This window comes from Glaciihabitans sp. UYNi722 (assembly GCF_040549465.1).
GTDB lineage: Bacteria > Actinomycetota > Actinomycetes > Actinomycetales > Microbacteriaceae > Lacisediminihabitans.
Map to the genome: position 1 here is coordinate 132,572 of NZ_JBEPTL010000008.1, position 21,267 is coordinate 153,838.

Consider the following 21,267-nt stretch of genomic DNA (forward strand, 5'->3'; position numbering starts at 1 on the left):
ATCAGCATTACTCCTCTTCCCACTCCGGCGCGTGTTCCCGCGCGTACTGCACCGACGAGTTGCCCACGCCCTGCGGAACCATCGGCCAGACCATCGAATCCCGGCTCACGATGAAGTCGATGACGACGGGACGGTCGTTGGTCTCGTTGGCCAGCGTGATCGCGGCATCCACCTCCTCCTTCGTGGTGACGCGGATGCCGAGGGCACCGTAGGCGTCAGCCATCTTCACGAAGTCGGGGATCATGGCGGTACCGTGACCGGTGTTGAGGTCGGTGAAGGAGTGGCGGCCGTCGTAGAACAGCGACTGCCACTGGCGCACCATGCCGAGCGAGGAGTTGTTGATGATCGCGACCTTGATCGGGATGTTGTTGATCGTGCAGGTGGCCAGCTCCTGGTTGGTCATCTGGAAGCATCCGTCACCGTCGATCGCCCATACCGTGCGATCGGGTTCTGCGACCTTCGCGCCCATGGCAGCCGGAAGCCCGTAGCCCATGGTTCCCGCTCCGCCGGAGTTGAGGAAGGCGTTTGGCCGTTCGTACTTGATGAACTGCGCGGCCCACATCTGGTGCTGGCCGACGCCGGCGGCGTAGATGGCCTCCGGCCCGGTGATCTGCCCGATCCGCTCGATCACGTACTGGGGCGACAGCAGGCCGTCGTCTGGCTCGTCGTAGCCGAGCGGATACTGCGCGCGCAGCTGGTCGAGGCGCACCCACCACTCGCTGAGGTCCGGCTTCGTTCCCCTTGTGGCATCCGCGAACGCGACGGTGAGATCGGCGATGACGTCCTTGGCATCGCCGACGATCGGGACATCGGCCACGCGGATCTTGGAGATCTCCGCCGGGTCGATGTCGACGTGTACGACTTTGGCATTCGGCGCGAACTCACTTGGCTTGCCGGTGACCCTGTCGTCGAAGCGCGCACCGAGCGAGATGAGGAGGTCGGACTCCTGGATGGCGAGCACCGCCGGAACCGTGCCGTGCATGCCCGGCATGCCCAGGTTGAGCTTGTTCGAGTCGGGGAAGGCCCCACGCGCCATCAGCGTCGTCACGATCGGAGCGCCGACCGCCTCGGCGAGCTCGAGCAGCTCAGCCGACGCCTTGGCGCGGATGACTCCGCCGCCCACATAGAACACCGGGCGCTTGGCCCGGGCCAGCAGCTGTGCCGCCGCCTGGATCTGCTTGCCGTGCGCCTTCGTGACGGGACGGTAGCCCGGCAGGTCGACCTTAGGCGGCCAGATGAACGGCGCGGTGTTCTGCTGCGCATCCTTGGTCACGTCGACGAGCACCGGGCCTGGACGCCCGGTAGTGGCAATGAGGTAGGCGGCGGCGATGGTCGCCGGAACGTCTTCCGGGCGCGTCACCAGGAAGGAATGCTTGGTAATCGGCATCGTGATGCCGACGATGTCGACCTCCTGGAACGCGTCGCTGCCCATCAGGGTGGAGAAGACCTGACCGGTGATCGCGAGCAGCGGCACCGAGTCCATGTAGGCATCGGCGATCGCGGTCACGAGGTTGGTGGCACCGGGACCGGAGGTCGCGATGGCGACACCGATCTTGCCGGTGGCCGAAGCGTAACCCTCTGCCGCGTGGCCTGCACCCTGCTCGTGGCGCACCAGGATGTGGCGGATGGCGGTGGACGACATCAACTCGTCGTAGAACGGCATGATCGCACCGCCCGGGAGTCCGAAGACATCCTTGACGCCGAGCATTTCGAGTGAGCGGAGGATGGCACCGGAACCGGTGAGCAGTTCTGGCTTAGAGGTTTCGGCCGGCCTCGGCAGTTCTGCCGACCTGGCCGGCGCACCTTTCGGCATGGGGATCGATTCCGTGGACATCAGATATTCCTTGGAGTAGTAGTCACGAATGGTGAGCGCGGAGTTACCCGGTACTGTACCTAACCAGTGATGGCGCCCTCTGCGGCCGAGTGCACGAGCTTCGAGTACTTAGCGAGAACGCCACGGGTGTAGCGCGGGGGAAGTGGAGCCCAGCCGGACTGGCGAGCTGCGAGCTCAGCCGACTCGACGAGTAGGTCGAGGGAGCGAACTGCGATATCGACCCGTATTAGATCACCATCGCGCACGAAGGCAATCGGACCTGCGTCCACTGCTTCGGGTGCTATGTGGCCGATACACAGTCCGGTTGTGCCGCCTGAGAACCTGCCGTCAGTCAAGAGTAGTACATCCTTGCCGAGCCCTGCGCCCTTGATGGCCGCGGTGATGGCGAGCATCTCGCGCATGCCAGGGCCGCCCTTCGGGCCCTCGTAGCGGATGACGACGATGTCGCCCTTCGAGATCTTGCCCTCGGTGAGAGCGTCCATGGCTTCGCGTTCGCGTTCGAAAACGCGTGCCGGGCCCTCGAAGACATCGGCGTCGAAACCGGCGGTCTTCACGACGGCACCATCGGGCGCGAGTGAGCCCTTGAGGATGGTGAGTCCGCCGGTCTTGTGGATCGGGTTGTCGAGCTTGCGCAGGACGGTGCCGTCCAACTCGTCGGGCTTCAGCTCTGCAAGGTTCTCGGCGACGGTCTTTCCAGTGACGGTTAGAGCGTCCCCGTGCAGCAGCCCGGCTTCGAGGAGTGCTCTCATCAGCACCGGGATACCGCCGTGGCGGTCGATGTCGTTCATCACGTACTTACCGAAGGGCTTCATGTCCGCGATGTGCGGCACTCTGTCGCCGATGCGGTTGAAGTCGTCGATGGTGAGGTCCACTTCGGCCTCATGCGCGATCGCCAGCAGGTGCAGCACGACGTTGGTCGAGCCGCCGAGCGCCATCGCCACGGTGATCGCGTTCTCGAAAGCGTCCTTGGTCAGGATGTCGCGGGTGGTGATCCCGAGGCGAAGCATGTTGACCACTGCCTCGCCGCTGCGATGCGCGAAGTAGTCGCGACGGCGGTCGGCCGCGGCCGGACTCGTGGAGCCCGGCAGGCTCATCCCGAGCGCCTCGGCGACGCTGGCCATGGTGTTCGCGGTGTACATGCCTCCGCAGGCACCTTCACCAGGCGCGAATGCGCACTCGATGCGGTGGGCATCCTCTGCGCTCATCGTGCCGGCTTTCAAACCACCGACCGCCTCGAAGGAGTCGATGATCGTGATGTCTTTCTCCGTGCCGTCGGTGAGCTTGACCCAGCCGGGGGCGATCGATCCCGCGTAGAGGAACACGGATGCCAGGTTCAGTCGTGCGGCAGCCATCAGCATGCCGGGCAGCGACTTGTCACATCCGGCGAGCAACACGGAGCCGTCGAGGCGCTCGGCCTCCATAACGACCTCGACGGAGTCCGCGATGACCTCGCGGCTCACGAGTGAGAAGTGCATGCCGACGTGGCCCATCGATATGCCGTCGGAGACGGAGATGGTGCCGAACTGCAGCGGGTAGCCGCCGCCGGAATGCACGCCCTCTTTCGACGCCTGTGCGAGGCGCTCGAGGGAGAGATTGCACGGTGTGATCTCGTTCCACGAGCTGGCGATACCGATCTGCGGCTTCTCCCAGTCGGCGTCCCCCATCCCGACCGCGCGGAGCATCCCGCGCGAGGTCGTGGCTTCGATACCGTCGGTGACGGTGCGGGAGCGAGGTTTGATATCGGGCAGCGAGGACGGCGTTTCCGGCATGTTACGAGTGTAGAACTTCCTCGCGTGTCGAAAATCCGCGCCTCCGCGGTGCGCCGGGTGGAGGGGGAGATTCATTCCCTCACCGCAGCCGCCCACCGGACCTAAACGCCAGAAGTGACGATCGGCGCTACCGCTCGTGAACGTCGCCCTCGCGGAGGTCGGCCAGGAGGTTGAGCGCGCGCGCCACGTCGGTCGGGCCGGGGACCCGAAAGTTCGCGAGGGTCGGGCCTTCGCCGCTCTTGAGACCGACATCGCCGGCCCCGAGCGCCGCGAAGGCATCCTCGTCTGTTACATCGTCGCCGGCGAAAAACACCGCCGTCGCTGCGGTGTACTCGCGCAGGTGCTCCACGGCTTCGCCTTTCGTGGTGGAGCGCACGGAGAACTCGAGCACGTCCTTGCCGCTGCGGACTGTCAGGTTGTCGAGCTGCGCCGCGGTCTCACTGCGCGCGACGAGGTGGGCGATTCTGCTGTTCCGCTCGGTGGCAAGGCGGGTGTGCAGCGCGAAACCGGCGGGCTTCGGCTCCAGCCAGACCTGGTCAAAAGAATCGGCGACCTCGCTCAGCACCTCGCGGAGAACGTCGACGCGCGCGAACTCGGCGGTGTCGAGCAAGACCTGGTCGTCGGGCGAATCGAGCCGCAGTTCGATGCCGTGCGAACCGACCAGCAGGGCGGTGTCCGGGAGATCCGACACCTGGATAAGGCTCGTGAGGGCACGACCGGAAACCAGCGCGACTCTGGTGTCGGGTATCGCGAGCAGGCGGAGAATGGCCTCGCGAGCCTCGGGCAGCGCACGGGCCTGCTCCGGATCATCCACCGCGGGTGCGAGGGTGCCATCGAAATCGAGGGCCACCAGCAGGCGCCTGGTGCGCGCCAACTCGCTGAGCGCCCTGATGAACGACTCCGGCAGGCGCGAAGAATTGGGCGGCGTGTCGAGGTCGACCATTAGAGCAGATGACCCTGCGAACCATGGTGCGCGCGGCTCTCCAGTACCTTCAGGAAGTCGGCCGACCAGCGGGACACGTCGTGCTCGAGAACTCGCTTGCGCATCGACCGCATCCGGGCGGCACGGTCGCGCTTCGGCATCCCGATCGCCTCCATGATCTTCTCTTTCATCCCATCGATGTCGTGCGGGTTGATGAGCAGGGCGCGCTTCAACTCATCGGAAGCGCCGGCGAACTCGCTGAGCACGAGCACACCGTCGTCGTCGAAACGGCAGGCGACGTACTCTTTGGCAACCAGGTTCATGCCGTCGCGAAGGGCCGTCACGAGCATCACGTCGGCAGCGAGATACAGGGCCACCATCTCCTCACGAGGAAACCCGTGGTGCTGGTAGCTGATCGGAACGTGGGCGATCGTTCCGTAGTCGCCATTGATGCGTCCTACGGTCAACTCGATCTCGTCGCGCAGCTCTATATAGGCCTGCACCCGCTCGCGGCTGGGGTTCGCGACCTGCACCAGCGTGACGTCCTCCGAGCTCAGCTTGCCTTCGGCAAGCAACTCACCATAGGCCTTGAGACGATGGCCGATCCCCTTCGTATAGTCGAGGCGGTCGACGCCGAGCATGATTGTCTTCGGACTTCCCAGCTCTTCGCGGATCTGCTTCGCCCGCTCCTGGATCGCCGGCGTACGGGCGAGTTCCTCGAAGCTGGAGGCGTCGATCGAGATCGGGAAGGCACGCGCGACGACAGTGCGGAACGAGCCCTGGCGTTTGATCTCGCCGAATACCCTCACCCCTGGCGACATGTCGACCAGCGGCACCTCGACCTGGGAGCCCTTGGTCACGTATCCCTTGAGCCGACGAACGGCACGCTGGAAGTTGCTGGCGTCGGCGACCCGCTGGAAACCGATCACGTCGGCCCCGAGGAGCCCTTCGATGATCTGCGTGCGCCACGGCAACTGCGAATAGATGCCGTACGGAGGAAAGGGGATGTGGTTGAAGAACCCGATGGTGAGGTCCGGCCGGATTTCGCGCAGCAGCTTGGGCACCAGCTGGAGCTGGTAATCCTGCACCCACACCACCCCGCCGGGCGATGCGGCGGCAGCAGCGGCATCCGCGAACCGCTGGTTGACCTCGACATAGCTCTCCCACCACTCGCGATGGAAACTCGGCGGCGCGATCACGTCGTGATAGAGCGGCCAGAGCGTGTCGTTGGAGAAGCCCTCGTAGTAGTACTTCAGATCCGCCGCGCTCAGGGCGACCGGCACGACATGGATGCCCTCGCTCTCGAACGGCGTGAATTCCAGATCGGGCTGCCCGCCCCATCCGATCCACGCGCCGTCGTTCTGACGCATGACGGGCTCGAGCGCGGTAACCAGACCGCCGGGGGAACGCGCCCAGCTGGCGGAGCCGTCAGCCTCGATCACCCGGTCGACGGGCAGGCGGTTGGAGACGACCACAAAGTCGTATTTTCCGCTGATTTTGGGCTTCACCGTGCTGTTCATAGAACTGCTTTACTCCGTTGTCGTGATGCCGCGCACCCTCTTCGGCAAGCCCTCCCCACGTTACCAGTCGGGGGACAACTAGCATTGCCCACATGGTGACTACCCGGCTGTACAGCAAAGGCTCGCTGAAGACCACGGACTTTCCCGTCGAGAAGATCTCCGACCACATCGGCGAGAAGGACTGCACAGTGTGGGCCGACTTCATCTCGCCAACAGAGGAGGACCTGGCGGTCATCGAAGAGGAACTGAGCCTGCACCCCCTGGCCGTCGAGGATGCCGTGCACGAGCACCAGCGACCGAAGCTGGACCGCTACGACACCCACCTGTTCCTTGCCGCCTACGCCGTGAAGCTCGACGAGAAGACCGGCGAACTGAGCAAGACAGAGGTCAAGGCATTCATCACCGAGCGGGCACTGATCACGGTGCACGGTCCGGAGTTCGACATGGATAAGGTCGTCGCTCGCTGGGACAACGTCTCCGACCTGGCGAAGCACGGCGTCTCCTTCCTGCTCTGGGGGTTGCTGGACGAGGTCGTCGACGGCCATTTCGAGGTGGTGGAGCAGCTCGACACCGCCATGGAGACCCTCGAGGATGCGCTCTTCGACGACAGGCCGCGCGACAAGGAGGTGCAGCGCCGCTCCTTCGAGTTCCGCAAATCCCTCGTCGAACTCCGTCGCGTGGTGCTGCCGATGCGCGAGGTGGTCAACACCGTTCTCCGCCGCGACCTGAACGCTTTCGATCCCGAGATGCAGCCCTACTTCCAGGATGTCTACGACCACGTGCTGCGAGCGACAGAGTCGACGGAGTCGTTGCGCGACCTCGTCTCGACGATTCTCGAAACGAATCTCAGCATCCAGAGCAATCGCATGAACCTCATCATGAAGAAGGTGACCAGCTGGGCCGCCATCATCGCCATCCCTACTGCCATCACCGGATTCTTCGGCCAGAACCTCAAATTCCTCGGCTACGGCACGGTGTGGGGAGTCTGGTTCTCTCTCGGTCTGATGGCCGCCGTCTCGATCGCGCTGTATCTCAGCTTTAAGAAGCGCGACTGGATCTAGACATCTGCCATTCAGGCAAGCGCACCTAAACTCGGCAGTGATGATCCGTGTCGGCATGAGCACGTCCTGCGCCTATCCCCTGGCTACTGAGCACACCTTTCGGCTCGCCAAGCTGGCGGGATACGACGGCGTGGAAATTATGGTGACCAACGACGAGGTCACTCAGGATCCGGATGCCCTGCTCGCGCTGGCGACAGAGTACGAGATGCCCATCCTCTCCATCCACGCTCCCGTGCTGCTGCTCACCCACTTCGTCTGGGGCAGGGACCCGCAGGTGAAACTCGAGAAGTCAGCCGAACTGGCGCGGGCTGTCGGCGCGACCTCCGTCGTGGTCCACCCGCCGTTCCGCTGGCAAGCCACCTACGCCGACAATTTTCTGCGGATCGTACGCGAGACCGCAGGCGCCTACGCCGTCGAGATCGCCGTGGAGAACATGTTCCCGTGGAAGGTGAAGGGCAGAAGCCTCAAGGCCTACTCCCCCGGTTACGACCCGACGCTCATGGACTGCGACGCCATGACCCTCGATTTCTCGCACGCCTCGCTCTCCGGCCGCGACTCGCTCGAACTGGCTATGGCAATGGGCGACAAGCTCCGCCACGTGCACCTCTGCGACGGCTCCGGATCGCAGGACGAGGGCCAGATCTTCGACGAGCATCTGCTTCCGGGCCGCGGCACGGAACCCGTCGCCGAGGTTCTCGAATATCTCGCCGCCCAGAACTGGACAGGCAACGTCGTCGCCGAAGTGAACACGCGCAAGGCGAAGTCAGAGCAGGCGCGGCTCGACCTCTTGCGCGAGACTCTCGATTTCGCTCGGGACAAGCTCGGCTCCGCGCGCAGCACCGAGCCCTCGGTTGGCTCGGAGACGAACTATCCAGGCATCATCCGCCGGGCGTCCCGCAAGGCCATGGGTTCGATCCGCCGCAACTCCTGACGAGGCTGTCCCCACCGCTGCTGCCCTCCGCCGCGGCTGCCCTCTCACCGCTGCCGCCCTCCGCCGCGGCTGCCCTCTCACCGCTGCCGACTTGGCAGTTGTGGTGACCTGGGTTGACGCCCAAGCCGCCACAACTGCCAACTCGAGGATGGTTGCGCTGCAGCTCAGCTGGCGCTGGGCGCTACCCGCACCGGACGCAGCTGCCGGATCGGCGCCGTGGCGGTCGTGAGTCCGAGGGCCTGGGCCCGCCTCGTGCGCCGGATGGCGAGAAGTGCCACCAGCACGCAGCCGACGCCGAAAGCCAACAGGGCGAGGGCCGCGATAATCGCCGGGCCTGGATCTCCGCCCGCGATGATGCCCTGCATCCCCTGCACTCCGTAGGTCAGCGGAAGGAACGGACTGATCCACTGGAACGGCAGCGACAGCAGCTGCACAGGGTAGAGACCGCCGGTCGAGGTGACCTGCACCGCGAGCAGGAAGAGCGACACCACGAGGCCCGCGCGTCCGAGTCCGATGGTGAGCAGGTAGTGGAAGGCGGTGAAAGCCAGCGACATCACCAGCGAGAAGCCGAAGGTCGCGGGAAGCGACGACCACGGCACACCGACGGCGAGGTGCAGCAGCGCGACGAGCAGCACAGCCTGGCCGGCGGTGACCGCGCTGGCCCTGGCGAGAGCGGATGCCACGAGACGTCCGTTGCCCGCGGTCGAGGAGAGTGCGCGACGGCTCACCGGACGCAGCACCAGGAACACGGCGAGCGCACCGACCCAGAGACCGAGCGGAACGAAGAAGGTGGCGATCACCTGGCCGATGTCGGCGATCTTGTTGTCGCGGGTGACGGTGAGACCGATCGGGTCGGCAGCGATCTTCGCAGACCTGGCGCTGGCGGCACTGTCGCTCGGCGGCAGCTGGTCCGCCCCCGACTTGAGGCCTGAAGCCAGATCCCCGGCACCAGATGCGAGTTGCGATGCGCCGGATGCCGAGGCGGCTGCCCCCGCAGAAAGCTGCTCCACTCCGCCGGCCAACGAACTCGCGCCCGAGCGCAGCCCCGCAGATCCCGCGGCGAGCTGCGACGCACCGGAAGCACTCTGCGCGACCCCGCCCTGCACGCCCGCGGCGAGCGCCGAGTTCTGGGCGCTCAGGCCAGCGAGCGCAGCCGAGGCCTTGGCCAGGTTGTCGCTGATCGCGGGGACCTCGAGCGGGCTGGCGGTCTGGAGCTGTGCGGAGAGTGCCGCGATCTGCGCCGAGGTCGCAGCGATGCCCTGGCTCAGTGGGGTCAGGTTGCCGGCCGATCCTCTGAGGGTTGCGAGGCCCCCGCTGAGCGAGTCGACACCGCTCGTGTACTTGGCGATGCCGCCAGAGAGCGAGGCCGCACCGGTGGACGCGGAGGCCGCTCCGCTCGCGAGGGTCGAGAGGCCGCCGCTGAGACCTGTCGCTCCGCTCGCGATGCCGCCGGCGCCATCCGCGGCTGTGCTGAGCGAGCCGCCCAGCTGGCCGACGCTCGCGTAGATGCCGGAGATGTACTGCTCGGTGATCGTCTTGCCGAAGGCGTTGACCATGCCGTCGCCGACGGCCTGCGCGACAGCCCCGGTCAGGTAGCTGTGCGAGTCGTCGGTGTGGATGGCGAGGTCGGCCTGCCTGGGAGCGGAGGAACTGAGGGAGAGGATCGACGAGGAGAAGTCCTTCGGCACGGTGAGGATCGCATCGACGGTACCGTCGGCGAGCGCCCTGTCAGCGTCAACCTTGTTGCTGATCGTCCAGTCGAACCCCTTACTGCCGCCGGTGAGTTCTGTCACCAGCTGGCGGCCGGCGAACACCGGATTTTTGGTGCCGTCGGCGGCCGTCTGGTATACGAGCTTGTCGCTGTTGACGATCGCCGCCGGGATGCGGGCCGTGGCGGTGTCGGCCTGGGCGAGCGCTCCCACGAAGAGGCCGGCGAAGGCGAGCGGGATGAAGACCACTGCGGCGATCGCGGTTCGACGTAGCCACTTCGCGCGGGTGACCGGGGTGCTGGGCTGGCTCACTGGAGTACTCCTCTGGCGTCGAGCGAGGCGAAATCAATGGTGGCGATCGGGCGACCACCACGGGTTACCGCGGGCGCGGACCTGATGGCGAGCGGCGTACCGATCACGAGGGTGGTGGTGGCGGGAGCGAGACGGCAGATCGCGCTGAGGAAGGCGGTCTCGTCATCCGTTCTCGCGAAGGTGTCGAGCTGGTTGAGCACGACGACCGGCGTGCCCTCGGCCAGCGCGATGGTGGCGAGTGCGATGGCGCGTTCCCGCTGCGGCAGCTCGTCGAGGGTCGAGTCGGCGTGCACCGGGACTCCGTCCGATGGCGCGACCTCGGCGAGCACGGAGTTGATGCTGGCGATCCAGCGCTGCGCACGGCGAGGCCCCCGCCAGACGCGATACCACGGTTGGGTCAGGCGCAGCCGTTCGTCGAGCAGTTCGCCCAGGGTGACGGAGGTCTCGGCGCGCTCGAGACCGCCGACATCCGCCATGGCGACCAGACGCGCCACCTTTCCGGACTCGGAGGGAACCGGATGCCCCGCGACCTGCAGCCGCCCGGCCACGGGGTCGAGACGGCCGGCCACGGTAGCGGCGACGAGCCTGCGGTCGCCCGCGTCACCGCTCGCGAGCACGAGCGCACCGACCGGAATGCCGAGCGAGATCGGCCCGACGCTGTGCTCGGGGGAGCCCGCGTAGAGCCCCTCCGCACTGATCGCCTCCCCGTGCTTGTCGACGGCCCAGACGACAGCCTCGCGGTGCTTGCGCAGGTGCTCGCCCTCGATGTCCATGTTCGGGAGCACCCTCTGCAGCCATTTCGGCATCCACCAGGCGGCGCGGCCGAGCAGCGTCATGATGGCCGGGACGAGCGTCATCCGCACCAGGAACGCGTCGAAGGCGATGCCGACGGCGAGACCGAGCGCGATCGGTTTGATGGTGCCAGAGCCCTCGGGCACGAAGGCGAAGAAGACGAAGAACATAATGAGCGCCGCCGCGGTGACCACACGCGCGCCGTTGGCGAAGCCCTTCGCAACCGACTGTCTGGCATCGCCGGTGCGCACGAACTCCTCCCTCATGCCGGAGACGAGGAAGACCTCGTAGTCCATCGCGAGCCCGAAGAGCACGGCCATGAGCAGGATCGGCATGAAACTCAGGATCGGGCCGGGGTTCTCTACGTTGAGCAGGTCGCCGAGCCATCCCCACTGGAAGATCGCCACGACGACGCCGAACGATGCGACAACCGAGAGCAGGAAGCCGAGCGCGGCCTTGAGCGGCACCAGCACGGAACGGAAGACCATCATGAGCAGGATGATCGAGAGGCCGACCACGATCGCACCGAAGGGGATGAGCGCGCTGGAGAGTCGGTTGGAGATGTCGATACCGACGGCCGTGGCGCCGGTCACCGAGATCGGGGTGTGGTACTGCTTCTCGATCTCCGGGCCAAGATCGCGGATCGACTGCACGAGTGCCTTGGTCTGAGGAGCGTCAGGGGCACTGGCCGGCGTCACCTGGATGATGGCGGTGTCGAGCGCGGCATCCGGGATTCCCTGGCTCACCCCGCTGACGTCGTCGAGCCCCGTCAACTTCGAGGCGATAGCCGCGAGGTCTGGCTGGATGTCCGTGGTCTGGGTGATGTCAACGGCAACGATTAGCGGACCGTTGTAGCCCGCTCCGAAGCCCTCCTTGATCATCTCGTAGGCCTGGCGCTGGGTGGATCCCTTCGGCTCGGATGCACCGTCCGGCAGGTTGAGATCGAGGCTGAGCGCCGGGATGGCGAGGGTGCCGAGCACTGCGACGACCGCGACCGTCGCGAGGATGGGACGCTTCATGACGCCCTTGACCCAGCGCAGGCCCATGGTCGGCTTGCTCCCTTCGTCGTGCACCATGGCGCGACGGTAGGCGCGGGAGCCGGGCTTCGGGGTCAGTCGTCCCTTGGCGAGGCCGAGGAGGGCGGGCACGAGAGTCGTGGCGACGCCGATGGCGATCAGCACGGCGAACGCCGCACCGACTCCCATCACGCTCAGGAAGGGGATGCCGACCACGAGCAGGCCGAGCAGGGCGATGATGACGGTCACCCCGGCGAAGACGACGGCGCTGCCGGCAGTACCCACGGCCGTTGCTGCCGATTCCTCAGGGTCCTCCCCCGCGGCCAGTTGGTTTCGATGCCTGGACAGGATGAAGAGCGAATAGTCGATCCCGACGGCCAGCCCGATCATCAGGGCGAGCAGCGGTGCGGAACTCGACACCGTCGTGAAAGCGGAGATCGCGGTGATGCCGCCCATGACGATGCCGACGCCGATGAGTGCACTGAGCAGCGGCATGCCGGCGGCGATGAGCGAACCGAATGTGATGAGCAGCACGACGGCGGCGAACAACAGGCCGAAGACTTCGGTGACGGTGATCCCGAAAGAGTTGTCGGAGAACACCTGTCCCCCGAATGCGACAGTCATGCCGGCGTCCGTGCCGATCGATGCCGTGTCTTTCAGCTTCGCGATCGTGGAGTTGGAGACATCCGCAACGGCGCCAGTGAACTGGATTTGGGTGCGGGCCATCTGCGTGTCGGCGCTGATGGAACCGCCGGCGTACTCGGAGAACGGGCTGAGGACCGAGTCGACTCCGGGGATCTTCTCGATCGCCGCATCCATCTTCTCGATCGCTGCCTTGTAGGTGGGGTCGTTGACGGATGCGCCTGCCGGCACCTCCACCACGGCCTGCGCACTCGCGCCGGAGACGGCGGGGAACACCGCGTCGAGTCGATCGAGCGCGTTCTGCGATTCCGTACCCGGGATCGCGAAGGATTCCTGGGTCTGGCCGCCGAGCGCGATGCCGCCACCCAGAATGCCGAGCAGCAGCAGCAGCCACACCCCGATGACAGTCCATGACCGGCGGTAGGCGAAACGGCCGAGACGGTAGAGGAGGGTCGCCATGGTTATTCTCCGATCACGGCGGGAGCGGTGACGGGGGCGAGGAGCTCGGTAAGGATTGTGAGCAGTGCGGTACGCGCCTCATCGACCTGGTCGGTGTCGAAGGCCATGGATTCCGGGGAACAGAGCATGTAGGCCGCGCCACCGAGGGCGATGCCGAAGCGCATCTTCTCTTCGATCGACGCCGTGTTGGCCGCGAAGAAGTCGGCCAGCCTGTGCACGATCTCGTTCGCCTCATCGATCACCGGAACGTCGACGAGGGACGGTCCCTGGTTGATGAACATGTTGACTTCGCGTCGGTACAGCAGGATGAAGTCCACGAACTCGCTGAGAAAGGCCGCGCGGCCTGCCGGGGTGAGAGCACTTGCCTCGAGGGCATTCAGGATCTCCTCCATCCGATGAATGGCCGGAGCGACTGTCGCTTCGAGCAGCGTCTCCTTCGACGCGTAGTGATAGAGAACGCTCGATTTGGAGAGGCCGGCGAGGTCAGCGATGCGATGGAGCGAGGTCGCGGCGTAGCCGGCGGTCGAGAATTCGGCGAGCGCGATGGCGCGCAGATCTTCGGCAGAGGTGGACATGGAGACGACAGTAACTGACCGATCGGTCAGAGACTGTCCGATCGGTCAGTTTGCCAGTCGCTTGGCAGCTTCCGCTCAGGTTCCCCGGTGCATCAGCGCGAACCCCAATGATCCCGCCGCCGTGCCGGGCTGCGAGCTTGCGTCGCGACGGGGTAGCGTTGAATCTACCGATCGCGGGAGACCAACGTGCGCAAATTCATTTTCAGCGGCAGCCTGATCAGTGCTGTTCTCGGCGGCTGGGGCACCCTCCAGACCACCCGCAAAGGTCCGCGTGACTGGCGACTGATCCTGATGTGGGTCAGCTGGGCTGCCAGCGTCGCCATAGCCGTCGGTACCATCGTGAAGCAGTCGCAGGATGCCGACGAGTTCGACGAACTAGGAGTGTAACCATGAACGGACCATACTTCCCGGGCGGACCACAGATCGCCGGATTCTTCGGCTTCATCATCGGGGGCTTCATCTCCCTGCTGTGTCTCGCTGTGCTCATCGGCCTCATCTTCCTGCTCGTGCGCTTCCTATTGGTCGGCACACGTGCTGCCCAGCTCTACATCGCCAAGAACGAGCCGGTCCGCCCCGCACCGCCTGCACCGATCGCCCCGACATCACCGGCCGCGGCCGCTCCTCCGGCGCCACCCGCCCCGGCCGCGGCTGCCCGTCCGGCGACACCGGACGCTCCGCCCATTCCTCCGGTTGCACCCGCGACGGCAGCGGCACCGACCGCACGCGCGACCACCGCACCAGTCAGCACCGCTCCTGCGACCACCGCTCCTGCCAGCACGGCACCTGCCACGCGCACTGCTCCCGCCAGTACCGCGCCTGCGGCGCGCACTGCTCCGGTCGCCACCACTCCTCCGGCCCCGAAAGTCGCAACCGCAGCGGCAAGAACAAAACCTGCGACCACCAAGCCGGTCGCATCAGCACAACCGGCTGCGACGAAGCCTGCCGCAATCACAACACCAACCACTACCGCTCCGTTGACGAAGCCCGCCTCCAAGCCGCGCACTCCGAGGACGCCGCCCACCAGCTAGTCGTTGCCCCTGCCAGCCTTCCCGCGTCGCGGTCACCGTCGATAGGAGACCGCGAACGGTCGCGCGACGGTTTCCCTGCCGCAATAGGACCTGCGGCGTGTCCTGCCACCCCGAACAGGGGACGCAATCGATAATGAGGCAACAATCGTTCCGCGTGATTGAAGGTCGACACATGTCCGATGCAGGAAAGCGCACCCGCGAGGTCAGCCCGGCGGAGTACGAAGAGCTCCAGGAGCTTGTCTACGAACTCGTCCGCGAGCGCCTCACGGCAGCGATCGGCGTCGGCGGAATGTGGAGCATTGATTTCCGCAAGCCGACGGACAACAACGCCGTCTTCAGCGAAACCGTCGCGGAGCGGCTCGCCTGGGATGTTGCCGCGCACATCGCACCGCACCAGCCCGTCGCCAATGTGCACTCCGCCCAGCCTGTGGACGAGATCATCGAAGAATCCGTCGATACCGAGAGCATTCTCGTAGCGGAATATGTCGCGCCGCCGGAGTGGGCACGTTTCGCTCCTCCCACCACTAAACCCGTCGAAATGGACCCGCCAGCGGCGGAGATCGACGAGCACCACAGCCAGCACTCCTCGGAGCAGCTCGTCGCCTGAGGTCTAGCCGCAGTACACGGCCATCGCTATGACGCCGCCGCCGTCACCGGGATGCTGGCGAGCCTGACGCCCGCACCCTGACGCCGATCTAGCGACCGCGCTTCGTCCGCGACAGCGCGTTCGACCGGGAGAAGAAGGTACGCAGCCGGTAGCGGTCGCCGCTGTAATGGATCGTGGAGGTGAAGAGCGGTTTGTCGGCGTTATCCACCACCAGCCGCTTCATCACCAGCACCGGCTTGTCCACCTTGAGCACGAGATGCTTCGCAGCATATTCGTCGGCCTGGCGAGCCTCGATGGTCGAGTCGGCACGCAGCAGTTCGAGGCCTGCCTCGGCGAGCCTCTCGTAAAGCGAGTCGGTCGCGAAGTCGACCTCGGTGAATCCTGGAACCAGCTCGGAAGGTATTCGCGTGAGGTCGATGGCGATCGGCACGTTGTTGAGCAGGCGCACGCGCTCCAGGTGGAACAGCGGGGTGCCCGGTGCGATCGAGAACTCCGCGCCCGACAAACAACCATCAGGAGACCCAGAAGAAGACGAAGTCCCCCTGTATCTGCCTCAACGCTAACAGAGCGGCGTTGTGATGTCTCTCCGTGGTATTAACCCAATACGGGGTGAGGAGACGGTGGTTGTACCCGCAGCCAAATCGAGTGAAATGTGACGTCACGAGCGGTCACACTTCGGAACACAGTTTGCGGCCTTGACGCGGGGAACCGGATGCTGAGAGGGCGCAGGAGATGCGCCCTGAGTTCCCATAGTCCGTTCGAAAGAGGCCCCATTGTCTAACACCGTGAACGCCGGTGGAGCGCCACAGCTCCCCCAGCGCAAGAAGAGCAAGACCGGTTGGATCGCCGGCGTTATCGCCGCAGTCATCGTCGTAGCGGTGGCCGCAACACTCATCATCGTGAACCTCTCCGCCCCGAAGACGGCGTCGGCCGACAGCGTAAAGACGGTGACCATCAAGATCGGCGCCTCGGATGCGAACCAGCCCTATTGGGACATCCTGAAGAAGAAGGCTGCGAAGAAGAACATCATCGTCGAGACTGTCAACTTCACCGACTATCAGCAGCCCAACCCGTCGCTGCAGCAGAAGCAGACCGATCTCAACTCTTTCCAGCACCTGCGCTTCCTCGCCCAGTACAACGTCGACACCAACAACGATCTCGAACCGATCGCCTCGACTCTCATCGTGCCTCTCGGGCTGTATTCGCAGAAGTGGAAGTCGGTCGACGACATCCCCCGGGGCGGCACCATCGCCATCCCGAACGACCCGTCCAACCAGGCTCGCGCACTCTTCGTGCTGCAGTCCGCCAAGCTGATCGTGCTCAAGGGCGACAAGTTCGCACCGACTCCGGCCGACATCGACGCCTCGAAGTCTCGCGTCACGGTCGCCACTGTCGACGCCGCGCAGACAGCGTTGTCGCTTCCCTCGGTTGACGGCTCGGTCATCAACAACAACTTCGTGCGTGATGCCAAGATCGACCCCCAATCGGCCATCTTCGCCGATGACCCGAAGTCACCGGGTGCGCAGCCCTACATCAACCTGATCGTGGCTCGCGTCGCCGACATTGACAACCCTGCCTACCTCGAATTCGCGAAGCTGTACCACGACCCTGAGGTACTCAAGTCGGTCGTCGAATCGTCGAACGGCACAGCGGTGATCGTGGACGGGTACTCGGGCAAACAGCTTCGGGCCCTACTGAAGAAGATCGAGTCCGAAGTCAAAGCTGCTCAATAGTCGCGCGGGAGTACCCGAGGCGATGTCGGTTCTGTGGATCGGAATCGCATCGCGCTGAGCGGCAGAGGGAGAACAGTGTCAACGATCGTGCAATTCGAAGCGGTCTCGAAGACCTTCGAGACCAAGCAGCAGACGGTGACGGCTATCGACGGCATCGACCTGTCGGTGGAGGAGGGCGAGATCTTCGGCGTGATCGGCTACTCAGGCGCCGGCAAGAGCACGCTGGTGCGACTGGTCAACGGACTCGAGCGCATCACGTCGGGTCGCCTCCTGGTTAACGGCCAGGATGTCGGTGTGATGCGGGAGTCCGAGTTGCGTACAGTGCGCCTCGGCATCGGCATGATCTTCCAGCAGTTCAACCTGTTTCAGTCCCGCACCGTCGCCGGCAATGTCGCCTACCCGCTGCGAGTGGCCGGATGGAAGAAGCCGGAACGCGACAGGCGGGTAGCGGAGCTTCTCGACTTCGTCGGCCTGCTGGACAGGGCCCACGACTATCCCGACAAGCTCTCCGGCGGCCAGAAACAGCGCGTCGGCATTGCCAGGGCGCTCGCCACCTCCCCCAAACTGCTGCTCGCCGACGAATCGACAAGCGCCCTCGACCCCGAGACCACCCAGGAGGTGCTGCGCCTGCTGAAGAAGGTCAATCGAGAACTCGGCGTCACCATCATTGTCATCACTCACGAAATGGATGTGGTGCGCTCCATCGCCGACCGGGTCGCCGTTCTCGAACGCGGCAAGGTCGTCGAGCACGGTGCTGTCTTCGACGTGTTCTCCAACCCGCAGACGGAGACCGCACGCCGCTTCATCAGCACCGTCATCCGCAACCAACCGACCGAGAACGACCTCGACCGCCTGCAGAAGGCGCACACGGGCAGGATCGTCAACGTGGAGATCCACGAGTCACTGCGCATCGGCTCCATTCTGTCGCACGCCTTCTCCGACCACGGCGTGCAATTCGAGGTGGTCTATGGCGGGATCGGTGCGATCCAGGAGCGTTCGTTTGGCAGCCTCACCCTCGAACTCGACGGGCCGGAGAAATCGGTGGACGGGTTGATCGCCCAGCTGAGATCGGTCACCGCCGTCGAGGAGGTCAGCGCATGACAGGCATCTTGCGCGCCGTGATCACGGACTGGGGGCAGATGTTTCCGCTGCTCGTCGAGAACCTCGGTCTCACCCTCTACATGGTGATCGTGACGCTGATTGTCGGAGGGCTGCTCGGCCTGGTGCTCGGCGTGCTCCTCTATACGACCCGCAGGGGCAATATCCTGCAGAACGTCGTCGTCTTCAACATTCTCAACGTGGTCGTGAACATCGTGCGGCCGATCCCGTTCATCATCCTCATCGCCACTCTCGGACCTCTCACGCTGGTCGTCGTCGGCACGACGATCGGTTCGAACGCGGCCATCTTTGCCATGATCATCGGTGCGACCTTCGGCATCGCCCGCATTGTCGAACAGAACCTGGTGACCATCGACCCCGGCACCATCGAGGCGGCACGGGCGGTCGGCGCAGGGCCGTGGCGCATCATCCTTACGCTCCTCGTGCCCGAGGCACTCGGCCCGCTCATCCTCGGCTATACCTTCGTCTTTATCGCCATCATCGACATGTCCGCGATCGCGGGCGTGATCGGCGGGCGTGGGCTCGGTGACTTCGCCATCCAATACGGCTACGCCCGATTCAACTGGGAGATCACCTTCGCGGTCGTCGTGGTGATCGTGGTACTCGTACAACTGGTGCAGTTTCTCGGCAACTGGCTGGCCCGCAAGGCGCTGCGCCGGTAGGGACTGCGCCGGTGGGGATCAGAGAGCGGATGCCGCAGCGTGCTGCTCGATCGTCGACGTCACCCAGGCAGCAACGGGCAGTGTGCCGTTGAGCGCGTAGTCACCCAGTGCCTGCTCACGCTGGATCGACGGGTTGTGGCTCGCGATCGTGCGCGCGTTTCGCCAGTGGCAGTCGAGGGCACGGGCAGTGCTGGTCGCTGATGCGCCGCCGACCTCGAACAGCAGGGTCGCCGCCTCGAGAATTGTCGGCAGCACGATCTGCTGCGCCTTGAAGGCTGCGATCTGGGCGGCGGTGTGCAGCTCAGGGCCATCGGTTCCCGCCTGGCGGGCTGCGTCGATGGCGTCGAGCCGAGAAGCCACCGCGAGGGTGAGGCTGTCGGCGCTGAAGTCGGCGCGACCGATGCCCCAGAGCGCCGACATCAGTACGGTCTGGAAGAGGGCGGTGACGCTGGCGTGCTCATGAGCCTCAGAATCGACGAGGCGGATGATGTGGGCCGGGTCAACGCGTGCGGCATCGAACACCGTGGTGCCGCTTCCGGTCATCCGCTGGCCGAAGCCGTCCGAGCGGCACCCGCAGGGCAACGAAACCGGCCTCCCTCAGCCAATCGATCGGTTCGAAGGGCAGCAGGCGAGAGCGTTCACGCTCGAGGGTGCCCTCGGCGATACGCGCGAAGACCGGGCGGAAGCGTTCGGTGAGCTCGGTATCCGACGACGCGGCACTCAAGCGGACTGTCCGTCGTCGAGGTGGGCACCGCCACGGTAGCGCGCCCCCGGATGCGTCTCGGGAAGTCGCGCGTGTCCCGTGCCGAACAGTCGTTCGCGCAGTGTCGACTCCTCGTACTTCGTGCGGTAGAGGCCGCGGCGCTGGAGTTCGGGCACCACGTATTCGATGAAGTCTTCGGCGGTACCAGGCGTGAGGAACTGGCGCAGGTTGAAGCCGTCGAGGTCGGTGTCGCGCACCCAGCCTTCGATCGCGTCGGCGACATCCGTGGGCGATCCGGCGACGAAGAAAGCGCTGCGATCGAAACGCGTGAGAGTCTCGAGGGCCTCCCCCACCGTCGCCCCTGGCGCGTACCGACGGTTCTCCGGAGAGTTGTCGCGTCCCCTTCGGTTTTCGGCGGCAAGGATGTCGGAGATCAGTGCGTCTTTCGGGTAGGCGGCGAGGTCGATGCCACCACCACCGGCGTGCGCGAGGTATCCCTCGGCGCTCGAGAGTCGCTTGTACTCTTCAGCCTTGGCCAGGGCGCTCTCGCGATCCTTGTCCACCACGATCACGGCGCTGGCGAAGGTCTTGACGCTGTCCCGGCCGCGACCGTTCTCTTCCGCCAGGGCGCGGATGTCCGCCACATTCTTGCGGTACGACTCGATGGTCGTACCCCCAACGAACACTCCCTCGGCATGCCGCGCGGCGAAAGCCTTGCCGCGGGAGCTGCTGCCGGCCTGGAAGAGCACGGGGGTGCGTTGCAGGGACGGTTCGCTCAAATGTGGACCAGCAACCCGATAGTTCGCGCCGACGTGGTTGATATACCGCACCTTCGATGGATCCGTGTAGATGCGGTGCTCCCGGTCGCGGATCACCGCATCGTCATCCCACGACCCCTCCCATAACTTATACAGAACCTGCAGATACTCCTCCGCGATCCCATACCGGTCATCGTGAGCAACCTCATCCGCCAACCCGAAGTTCCGAGCCGCATTCGGCAGATAGGAGGTAACGATGTTCCAGCCGAACCGCCCCTTCGTCAGATGATCGAGCGTCGACGCCCGCCGTGCAAAAGCGAACGGCGGTTCATAGGTCGTCGAGAACGTCGCCGCGAATCCCAAATGCTTCGTCACCGCAGCCATCGCCGGAATCACTAACAACGGATCATTCGACGGAATCTGCACCCCCTCTCGCAACGCCGTCTCCGGCCCCGCCCGATACCCGTCATAGGTGCCGATCACGTCCGCGAGGAACACGGCATCGAAGAGGCCCTCCTCGAGAAGCTTCGCCTCCTCCACCCAGAAATCGAGGTCGTTGAACCGGTGCCGGGTATTCTCCGGATGCACCCACAACCCGTGAGAAATATGTCCAACCGTATTCATCTCGAACAGGTTGAAAGAGATCTGCTTCGTCATCTGCGCTCCGTATCGGTGGCTGGCGCGACTGTGTCGCAACCACTGCCTTCGATCCTTCCGTCAGCGCATGAAGCAGGCGAACCGGAGCGTCACATTACGCAACCGGCGGGAACGGACGGCACGCGGGTGGTGTCGCTACCCCGGGTGAAGAGACCCATGGTCTGGCAGTGCAGTTCATACGGCAGCGCGAGGCGGAGCCGCTACGTCCCAGCCGCTGTGCGCGGTGTTTGGTGATCTTCTCCCGAATTACCTGGTCGACGTCCCCGAATCTCATATTGAAGTGGCTGCGGCGGAGCCCGGCGCCGCCTGATCCGTGTACCTAAGATTCGGGACCAAATGCCCTGTGCCGCTAACTCACGTTCCGCTTAGCCTCGATCCACCGGTCCGCGTTGGTGAGCAGGTTCGGTTGGGTTCGATTTGAGGTTTCCGGGGGTGGGTATGGCGGAGCCTCCGGCCTT

At 65.0% G+C, this 21,267-nt stretch carries 19 protein-coding genes; 7 read left to right on the forward strand and 12 right to left on the reverse strand.

Translation table 11 applies throughout. The features are described from left to right. Positions 1 to 7: 7 nt before the first annotated feature. The 4 genes from ABIB56_RS08175 to otsA all read right to left on the reverse strand — a co-directional run bounded on the left by ABIB56_RS08175 (position 8) and on the right by otsA (position 6,045). The gene (locus tag ABIB56_RS08175) at positions 8 to 1,834 is read right to left on the reverse strand and encodes an acetolactate synthase large subunit (protein ID WP_502917582.1); all 1,827 of its coding nucleotides are present in this window, start codon (positions 1,832 to 1,834) and stop codon (positions 8 to 10) included. A gap of 59 nt (positions 1,835 to 1,893) precedes the next feature. Beyond that, on the reverse strand, positions 1,894 to 3,603 hold the full coding sequence (gene ilvD, locus ABIB56_RS08180) for a dihydroxy-acid dehydratase (protein ID WP_354568659.1): 1,710 nt from the start codon (positions 3,601 to 3,603) through the stop codon (positions 1,894 to 1,896). A 127-nt stretch (positions 3,604 to 3,730) separates the two neighbouring features. Continuing rightward, positions 3,731 to 4,546: a trehalose-phosphatase gene (otsB, locus tag ABIB56_RS08185; protein ID WP_354568660.1), complete on the reverse strand. Its 816-nt coding sequence runs from the start codon at positions 4,544 to 4,546 to the stop codon at positions 3,731 to 3,733. After that, the gene (gene otsA / locus ABIB56_RS08190; RefSeq protein WP_354568661.1) at positions 4,546 to 6,045 is read right to left on the reverse strand and encodes an alpha,alpha-trehalose-phosphate synthase (UDP-forming); all 1,500 of its coding nucleotides are present in this window, start codon (positions 6,043 to 6,045) and stop codon (positions 4,546 to 4,548) included. The genes otsB and otsA overlap by 1 nt, the downstream gene beginning before the upstream one ends. Positions 6,046 to 6,137: 92 nt before the next feature. Here otsA and ABIB56_RS08195 point away from each other — a divergent pair, with 92 nt between their 5' ends. Next, a complete protein-coding gene (locus ABIB56_RS08195; protein WP_354568662.1) occupies positions 6,138 to 7,106 on the forward strand; it encodes a magnesium transporter CorA family protein in 969 nt (322 codons plus the stop codon). Positions 7,107 to 7,161: 55 nt separating this feature from the next. Continuing rightward, positions 7,162 to 8,037 carry a sugar phosphate isomerase/epimerase family protein gene (locus ABIB56_RS08200; RefSeq protein WP_354568663.1) on the forward strand — a complete coding sequence of 292 codons (876 nt, stop codon included), beginning with the start codon at positions 7,162 to 7,164 and terminating at the stop codon, positions 8,035 to 8,037. 164 nt (positions 8,038 to 8,201) lie between these two features. On the opposite strand, the gene ABIB56_RS08205 is transcribed toward ABIB56_RS08200, so the two are convergent. Genes ABIB56_RS08205 through ABIB56_RS08215 form a run of 3 tightly spaced genes read right to left on the reverse strand, consistent with a single transcriptional unit; the run spans position 8,202 to position 13,542 of the window. Next, entirely contained in the window at positions 8,202 to 10,058 is a 1,857-nt protein-coding gene (locus ABIB56_RS08205) for a YhgE/Pip family protein (protein WP_354568664.1), read from the reverse strand. After that, positions 10,055 to 12,967, reverse strand: a complete 2,913-nt coding sequence (locus tag ABIB56_RS08210; RefSeq protein ID WP_354568665.1) for an MMPL family transporter — start codon at positions 12,965 to 12,967, stop codon at positions 10,055 to 10,057. The genes ABIB56_RS08205 and ABIB56_RS08210 overlap by 4 nt, the downstream gene beginning before the upstream one ends. Positions 12,968 to 12,969: 2 nt before the next feature. Further along, complete coding sequence (locus ABIB56_RS08215; RefSeq protein ID WP_354568666.1) at positions 12,970 to 13,542, reverse strand: TetR/AcrR family transcriptional regulator; 573 nt, start codon at positions 13,540 to 13,542, stop codon at positions 12,970 to 12,972. A gap of 186 nt (positions 13,543 to 13,728) precedes the next feature. Between ABIB56_RS08215 and ABIB56_RS08220 the strand changes: the two genes are divergently transcribed. Continuing rightward, a complete protein-coding gene (locus ABIB56_RS08220; RefSeq protein ID WP_354568667.1) occupies positions 13,729 to 13,929 on the forward strand; it encodes a hypothetical protein in 201 nt (66 codons plus the stop codon). 157 nt (positions 13,930 to 14,086) lie between these two features. Here ABIB56_RS08220 and ABIB56_RS08225 read toward each other — a convergent pair whose 3' ends face one another. After that, positions 14,087 to 14,563, reverse strand: coding sequence for a hypothetical protein (locus ABIB56_RS08225; protein ID WP_354568668.1), 477 nt, complete (start codon positions 14,561 to 14,563; stop codon positions 14,087 to 14,089). A 179-nt stretch (positions 14,564 to 14,742) separates the two neighbouring features. On the opposite strand from ABIB56_RS08225, the gene ABIB56_RS08230 reads away from it, so the two are divergent. Next, complete coding sequence (locus tag ABIB56_RS08230; RefSeq protein WP_354568669.1) at positions 14,743 to 15,177, forward strand: hypothetical protein; 435 nt, start codon at positions 14,743 to 14,745, stop codon at positions 15,175 to 15,177. An 88-nt stretch (positions 15,178 to 15,265) separates the two neighbouring features. Here the strand turns inward: ABIB56_RS08230 and ABIB56_RS08235 are convergent, their stop codons facing one another. Further along, a complete protein-coding gene (locus tag ABIB56_RS08235; protein WP_354568670.1) occupies positions 15,266 to 15,682 on the reverse strand; it encodes a GntR family transcriptional regulator in 417 nt (138 codons plus the stop codon). A 268-nt stretch (positions 15,683 to 15,950) separates the two neighbouring features. Here ABIB56_RS08235 and ABIB56_RS08240 point away from each other — a divergent pair, with 268 nt between their 5' ends. From ABIB56_RS08240 to ABIB56_RS08250, 3 genes are all read left to right on the forward strand, one after another. Further along, entirely contained in the window at positions 15,951 to 16,910 is a 960-nt protein-coding gene (locus tag ABIB56_RS08240; RefSeq protein WP_354568671.1) for a MetQ/NlpA family ABC transporter substrate-binding protein, read from the forward strand. Positions 16,911 to 16,985: 75 nt separating this feature from the next. After that, entirely contained in the window at positions 16,986 to 18,011 is a 1,026-nt protein-coding gene (locus tag ABIB56_RS08245) for a methionine ABC transporter ATP-binding protein (protein WP_354568672.1), read from the forward strand. Further along, a complete protein-coding gene (locus ABIB56_RS08250) occupies positions 18,008 to 18,691 on the forward strand; it encodes a methionine ABC transporter permease (protein ID WP_354568673.1) in 684 nt (227 codons plus the stop codon). Before ABIB56_RS08245 ends, ABIB56_RS08250 begins: the two co-directional genes overlap by 4 nt. Positions 18,692 to 18,709: 18 nt before the next feature. Here ABIB56_RS08250 and ABIB56_RS08255 read toward each other — a convergent pair whose 3' ends face one another. The 3 genes from ABIB56_RS08255 to ABIB56_RS08265 are packed head-to-tail and all read right to left on the reverse strand — an operon-like array spanning position 18,710 to position 20,809. Further along, positions 18,710 to 19,234: an acyl-CoA dehydrogenase family protein gene (locus tag ABIB56_RS08255; RefSeq protein WP_354568674.1), complete on the reverse strand. Its 525-nt coding sequence runs from the start codon at positions 19,232 to 19,234 to the stop codon at positions 18,710 to 18,712. Continuing rightward, entirely contained in the window at positions 19,191 to 19,415 is a 225-nt protein-coding gene (locus ABIB56_RS08260; protein WP_354568675.1) for a hypothetical protein, read from the reverse strand. Before ABIB56_RS08260 ends, ABIB56_RS08255 begins: the two co-directional genes overlap by 44 nt. Continuing rightward, positions 19,412 to 20,809, reverse strand: coding sequence for an LLM class flavin-dependent oxidoreductase (locus ABIB56_RS08265; protein ID WP_354568676.1), 1,398 nt, complete (start codon positions 20,807 to 20,809; stop codon positions 19,412 to 19,414). Before ABIB56_RS08265 ends, ABIB56_RS08260 begins: the two co-directional genes overlap by 4 nt. Positions 20,810 to 21,267 lie beyond the last annotated feature (458 nt).